Here is a 5,850-nt window from a genome sequence, read left to right on the forward strand (position 1 = left end):
CGCACGTCGGCGCAGCTCAAGCGGGTAACGGGAAGGTCGTGCCATGACTCGATCCTTTCATGAAATCGAGCCTCCACCTGACCCGGGGCGGTTCAACCGGGGCGGCACCGGCATAGTTCGCGAATGCCGCCGAGGTGGAGAAGCGGTGAGCCCGTCCGGTGCGGCCGATCATCCGAGCAGCCATGACCGGCCCGATGCCCGGGGTGTCCATCAGCGTGCTACTCGATGCCTTTACCAGGCTCTGCGTCCGGGCAGCGTTGTCCGTGAGCTGCTTGTCCAGTTTCCGGATCTCGGCGACCAGGTCCCAGGCGATGTCCTTCCGGACGGTCTCGATATCGCCGGCGGGGCGGACGGATCGCAGCAGTTTGGCGGCCATGTCCGCGGACAGCTGGGTCGGGGCGCCGCCGGGCAGCAGGTCACGCAGCAGCGCGTGGAGCTGGTTGACCGTGCGCACCCGGGCCTGGGCCAGGTTCACACGCCGTTCGTCCAGGAGGGCCAGCGCCGTGGTGTGATCCTCGGGCGCGAGATCCCGCCCTTCTCCCTGCAGATAAGCAACGGTGGCTGCGGCCGCTGCGTCTATCTGGTCGTTCTTACGCCGTCCACCGCGGGAAAGTTCACGCACCCGGCTGGTCGCCGCGGCAGGCACGTCGACGACGCTCTCACCGCGGGCGATGAGCCACTGGGCGAGATGCCGGCCCAGGCCGTTGGCGTTCTCCACAGCCCACTTCCGCTGTGGCCACCGCTTGGCCCAGGCCAAGCAGCCGCCGGTAGTCCGCCAGACTGGCCTCGATCCGCATCGACCCGACCTGCTGGTTCGAGACCGGCTCGACGGCGGTGGCGGTGTGGGTGGACTTGTGTGGGTCGACACCGAGCAGTATCACGGGACCTGATTCCTCACAGTCGGACGACGGGGACAGCCACGGTCGACACGCCGACTTCCGGAACCAACCTGGCCGGGACACGCCTCTGTTGAGTCAGACCGCGGACGGACACCGGACCGGCGACATACCCCGGGAGAGCCAGCCCCGAAGAGCGGCAGACGGTTCACGAGTCACCCGGACCGGCGTCCTACGGCACGCTACGAGCGGCCAACCCGACCGCGTCCCGCTTTCCCCATATAAGTCGGCGGTTCAATGCTTCCAGAGCGCGAAGAACGAATGCGGCCTGGACCAGTACGAAGTCCGCCGCTACGTGGGCTGGTACCGGCACATCACACTCGCCATGCTCGCGCATGCCTTCCTCGCTGTCCTGGCCAGCCAGGAACGAGAAAAGGGGGCACCGAGCGGGACACACCCGACCTCGTGGACCTCACACCGGCCGAAATTCGACGTCTGCTGGCAGTTGGACCCCGCCGCCGTACTCCGGACCGCGACCACGCGATGACGTGGTCCCACTGGCGTCGCCGCCACCAAGCACGCGCCCGCCACTGCCACTACAAGCAGCGCGGCCACACGTTCGTGGGACGGCCCGGCAAAGACCGCCACACCCCCATTCCAGCCCGCTACACTCCCCACACCCAAGCCGTTGACCAGCACGAATGAAGAAGTCCGGCTGGAGTATTAGGCCTGTGGAGAACCGGCTGCCCAGCCGCATACCCGGCTACGGCCATGCCTCGTGAAGTCAGCTCGTTGGCCTTCGAAGCGCCGAGGGTGTGGGGCGGCCGATGGGCAAGACACCAATGACGATCAGACGGGGCACTTCAGTGGCGCTTCGGGCGTAGCTGGTGATCCATACACGGTCGTCGAAGTCGGAGTATCCGGCCTGATGGTTACTGTGGTCGCCGACCAAGAGCATGCCGAACGGTGGGCCCGTAGCTGTGTAGTTGGCGGCCTGGGCGAGATAGTCCCGCTCCACGAGGTTGGGGGGTGCTTTGGTCTTGCGGCGTTTGACCTCAATCACGAAGCGCCGCCCAGGCTGCGGCGTGTAGGTGACATCGGTACGCCCCGACGCCACATCAACGACTTCTCGCTGGACGGTACCCGGGGTGAGTACGCCGCTGAGGTGCTGGTGGATGTCGTCCTGGACAGCCTTCTCCGGCCATGTTCCGGTCGATCCATCGTCCTTGTCGGGCGCAGGCCCCAGGTAGGCGGTCCGGTCGCCGTACAAGTCGGCCTGTCCGTCGAATCGGTCGTGCAGGAAGCGCAGGAAGTGTTCGAGCAAGACGGTGTAGTAGGTGCTGTCCGGCACCTGCCACGCCGGGCTGCCTTCGAGGACTGCCAGCAGGGACTCCAATTTGCCGTCGACCCGGGCGTTGCCGGTGGGTGTGTAGCCGCGGTCGGCCTGCTGGATCAGGCTTTCGATGCGGTCCAGCAGGGCGGGGTCAAGCCCGTCGGGTGCCAGTGCCGAGCCAAAAAGGATGCTGAGCCCAGGGCGCCCATCCAGCGCTTTTCCCGGCAACACGTCTTGGGAGCTCGCCGTCTGGTTGCGGCGCTGCTGTACTGCGGCGAGCAGTGCCCGGGCATCGGGATGGCTGGTGAACGCCGGATCACCGGCGAGTGCCTGCTCCAGGTGGTGGAGCAGTCCCTCGCGGCGGAGAAAGGGTGCCTCCACGGCCGGGGGAATGAGCAGGGCGAGACCGTGCCCCTCAGACGCTGAGCTGGTCATACTGGTGTGGACCGAACGACTGGCCTGGTAAACCTGCAAAAGGTCGTTGAGGGCGGTGGCTGGGGAGTACCAGCTTGGCTGGTCCAGGTGCAACGCCGCAGTACGCAGGCCGTCCACCAGTCTCGACCAGGCGCTCTGACTCAGCCCGCGGGCACTGAGCCAACTCAGCTCGTGCATGCGGCCGCGCCAGGCACTGAGCTGAGCCACCGCCTCTTCCAGGCGCGCCGCGCCCGCCTCCACTTCGGATCGCGAGGGCGCCGCCGCTTTGCCAACCGGGGGCACGGCGAAGGCCAGCACACACCCCAAAGCCTCCGCGTACGCCCGCGCGTCCAGGCGCGCCTCCTGGGTACGGTCGAGCTCGGTGAACCGCAGCAGAGCCCGGCGCATGCACGCCTCCACCTCAGCGTGGTCGACCGCCTCCAGCGCGCGCCGCAGTTCCCCTACCGCGAGTTCGAACCCTGCGTCGGCCTGGGAGCCAGATGCAAGGTCGGCGTGGTTCTCCAGGACGCAGAGCACTTCCAGCAGGCCGTCATCGGGATAGTGGTCGTGCGTGATACCGATCAGCAGGGGCAGTCGCTCCAAGGCTTCGGCGGGTTCCTGACCGGTGATCTCCGTCAGGAGGAGAAGCAGGCGGTGTGGACTGGACTTGCCGGCCACGCACAGGCGAAGAAGCCCGGCGACCGCCGGCTGCGCGAAGGCCGGACCCGCAGTCCCACTCAGGGCGTCCTCGGCATGCGTCGCCAGAACACGCCCCGCCTGCTTGCCCAGCTCATCCAGCAGCACGGGGGAGGAACACAACACGTCCAGTGCGTCGGACAAGACCCAAGCCGCGTACGGCTTGCTCAGCCCACGGATCGCCGCAGCAACCAGCCCGTCGTGCTCCAGGCCGGACGCGCCAGCGGTGTCCTTAGCCATGGCCTGAAGAAGGTACGGCAGCTGCGGTCCGAGGGCGATGGCGGCCGCCTCCCGCACCACGGCGGGCTTGCCACCCAAATCGGCGTACGTCGGGCCGGCACCCAAGTCCTCGTCACTGGCCTGGGCCGCCCACTGCTGAAGGAGCTGCTCGACGTCACTCACCGTCACACCCCTCTGCATCCCCGCGGCCCACACCGATCACCCATCCATCATGCTAGAACAAATGTTCGCCACTGCCGGTGAGGATGCGTTCCCTCGGCAGCAGACCTTCCGCAAGCTCCGGCTGTGCCGTCGTCAGCACCACCTGCAGGCCCGGCAACTCCTCCGACAACGCCTGCAGCTCAGCGATCAGCGTGCGCGCAGGCACCTCCGTGACCTCCTCCGCCGCAACCGAGTCGATCAACAGCAGGCCCGGATGGGTAGCAACACCCCGAGCAGCTCCCACCCGCAGCAGCGCGATGACTGTCGCGATCCGCATCCGCAGCCGGTCACCACGGCTCAGCCGCTTGAAGGCAGTCCCCACACCCGCCTTGACGGCATTGACCTGCCCCGCCCGGTTCAGCCTGACACTGTCCAGGTTCTGCACACCAAACCGGGCCGCCAACTCCACGATCTGCTTGTCCATCACCGGGAAGAGCCGCTTCGCCGCGGCATCGACGTAGCGACGCACCACATCGTGCGTCGTCTCCAGTACCGCATCGGGACCATCCGCGTTCGCCAGACCCGTCTGCCCGCCTCCCGACTGCAGGCCGGTGGCGGCCAACTGCCCCTGCAGCACCGCCGCCCTCAGCTCGAGGTCACGCAACCGTTGATGCGCTCCGGACACGGAAAGAACGCCCTGCAGATCGGCATGCGCCTGCTCCCGGCCTGTCTGGGCCTGCTCAACCTCCGCCTTGGCCGCATCCCGCTGATGCCGGGCCTTCCCTTCGGCGGCTTCGGCCGACAACAACTCCGCCTGCAGCCCCTCCAGCACGGCCTCAGCCGTCTCAGCGTCGATCTCCGGCAGCGTCCTCGTGCACACCGCGCACGCCGCGCTCTCGCGCTCATGGGCCCGCCGCTCCGCCTCCAGCGGCTCCTCACACCGGGGACAGCACACCGGATTCAGGCGGCCCAGCACCCGACGGGCCTGCCACGTCTCTCGCGTGTCCATGAGCGCCTGCTGCGCCCGGACCCGGGCGGCCGTCAGATCCGCCAGTGCCTGCTCAAGCACATTCAGCTGTTCCAAGCGCTCACGCAGAAGGGCGCCAGCCTGGTCCGCCGCGTCCAGCAGCGGTGTCACATCGCGCTGCTGGTCGGCGCGCAGCTCCGCGATTGCCGTACCCAATCCGGCCAGTTCCCTGCGCCAGGTCTCTCGGTCCGTCTTCCGGGCTGTCTCGTCATCCTGGGCACGCCGCTCCTGCTGGCGTACCAGCTTCGTCTCCCTCTTTCCGGCCACAGACAACTGGGTGAGCGCCGTGCTGTAGGGGACGTCGACGAACAGTTCCAGCAGCCGGCCCGGCAGCCCGACCGCGCTGACGTCCCCCAGCAGAATCTCGTCGCCACCCGGGTTGAGGTAGCAGGCACCGAAGTACGACGCCCAGCCGTGGACCTGCGCGGCGCCCTCACCGTCGGGACCACCCTTGCCCTGCCACATGCTGGTGTGCTCCATGCGCAGCGCATCCATCAGATAGCTGGAGATGACGCGACTGGTGTCCTCCAAGCCAGTTGCCTCGGCGACCAAGCGCAGGTCCCCGTCCGCTGATTCCAGCAGGTCTGCTTCGGAGTCGGCGGTCGAGATGCGGCACGCTGCTGCCGGGCGGGACGTGGGTGTGAACTCCAGGGCGATCCGTGTGGGTCGGCCCGCGACCATCACGTCGACCGACAGCGTCCGCAACCAGGAGCGGACATCGGGCGGCAGATCCCTGGGGGCGCCGCGGAGCGGCCAGACCAGGCACTCCAGCAGGCTCGTCTTGCCGGCACTGTTGGCGGGATGAGCGATCACCCACACGCCCGGGCCGAAGAACTGCTCGAAGCCGAACGCCTCGCCTGAATGCTTGATGCCGCTCATCTGCAGCCGTAGCACAGCCAGACGCCGGTCTGCCGGTGCCGGGCTCTTCAGGGTGATGCCCGCTTCCTGCAGGATGCCGTCGACCTGCCCGGCCTTCAGCCCGACCAGGTCGGCCACTTCCTCCAGCAGCTGCCCAGCACCCGGCGCCAGCGGGCCGGAACCGGATCCAGAAACGATCACGGGGTACTCCTAGTGTCCTGCGCCGGAGATCCGTTGGCAGAAACGCGCGAGGGAGTCGAGGATCTCCTCGGCCGTCTTGGTCCAGGTGAATGGTGTTGGGTTTT

General features: G+C 67.7%; 3 protein-coding genes and 1 pseudogene. 1 reads left to right on the plus strand and 3 read right to left on the minus strand.

The genetic code is table 11. The features are described 5' to 3' along the window. Positions 1-16: 16 nt before the first annotated feature. Positions 17-718, minus strand: a complete 702-nt coding sequence (locus ACFVYE_RS47060; protein WP_389609725.1) for a transposase — start codon at positions 716-718, stop codon at positions 17-19. Positions 719-1,137: 419 nt separating this feature from the next. Here ACFVYE_RS47060 and ACFVYE_RS47065 point away from each other — a divergent pair. After that, a pseudogene (locus ACFVYE_RS47065) lies at positions 1,138-1,383 on the plus strand (IS701 family transposase); the annotation flags it as partial. Between the two features lie 237 nt (positions 1,384-1,620). On the opposite strand, the gene ACFVYE_RS47070 reads toward ACFVYE_RS47065, so the two are convergent. Then, complete coding sequence (locus ACFVYE_RS47070) at positions 1,621-3,681, minus strand: hypothetical protein (RefSeq protein ID WP_389609727.1); 2,061 nt, start codon at positions 3,679-3,681, stop codon at positions 1,621-1,623. 52 nt (positions 3,682-3,733) lie between these two features. Beyond that, positions 3,734-5,746, minus strand: coding sequence for a hypothetical protein (locus ACFVYE_RS47075; protein ID WP_389609729.1), 2,013 nt, complete (start codon positions 5,744-5,746; stop codon positions 3,734-3,736). Positions 5,747-5,850 lie beyond the last annotated feature (104 nt).

It is taken from the genome of Streptomyces sp. NPDC058239, from assembly GCF_042882185.1.
Lineage (GTDB): Bacteria > Actinomycetota > Actinomycetes > Streptomycetales > Streptomycetaceae > Streptomyces.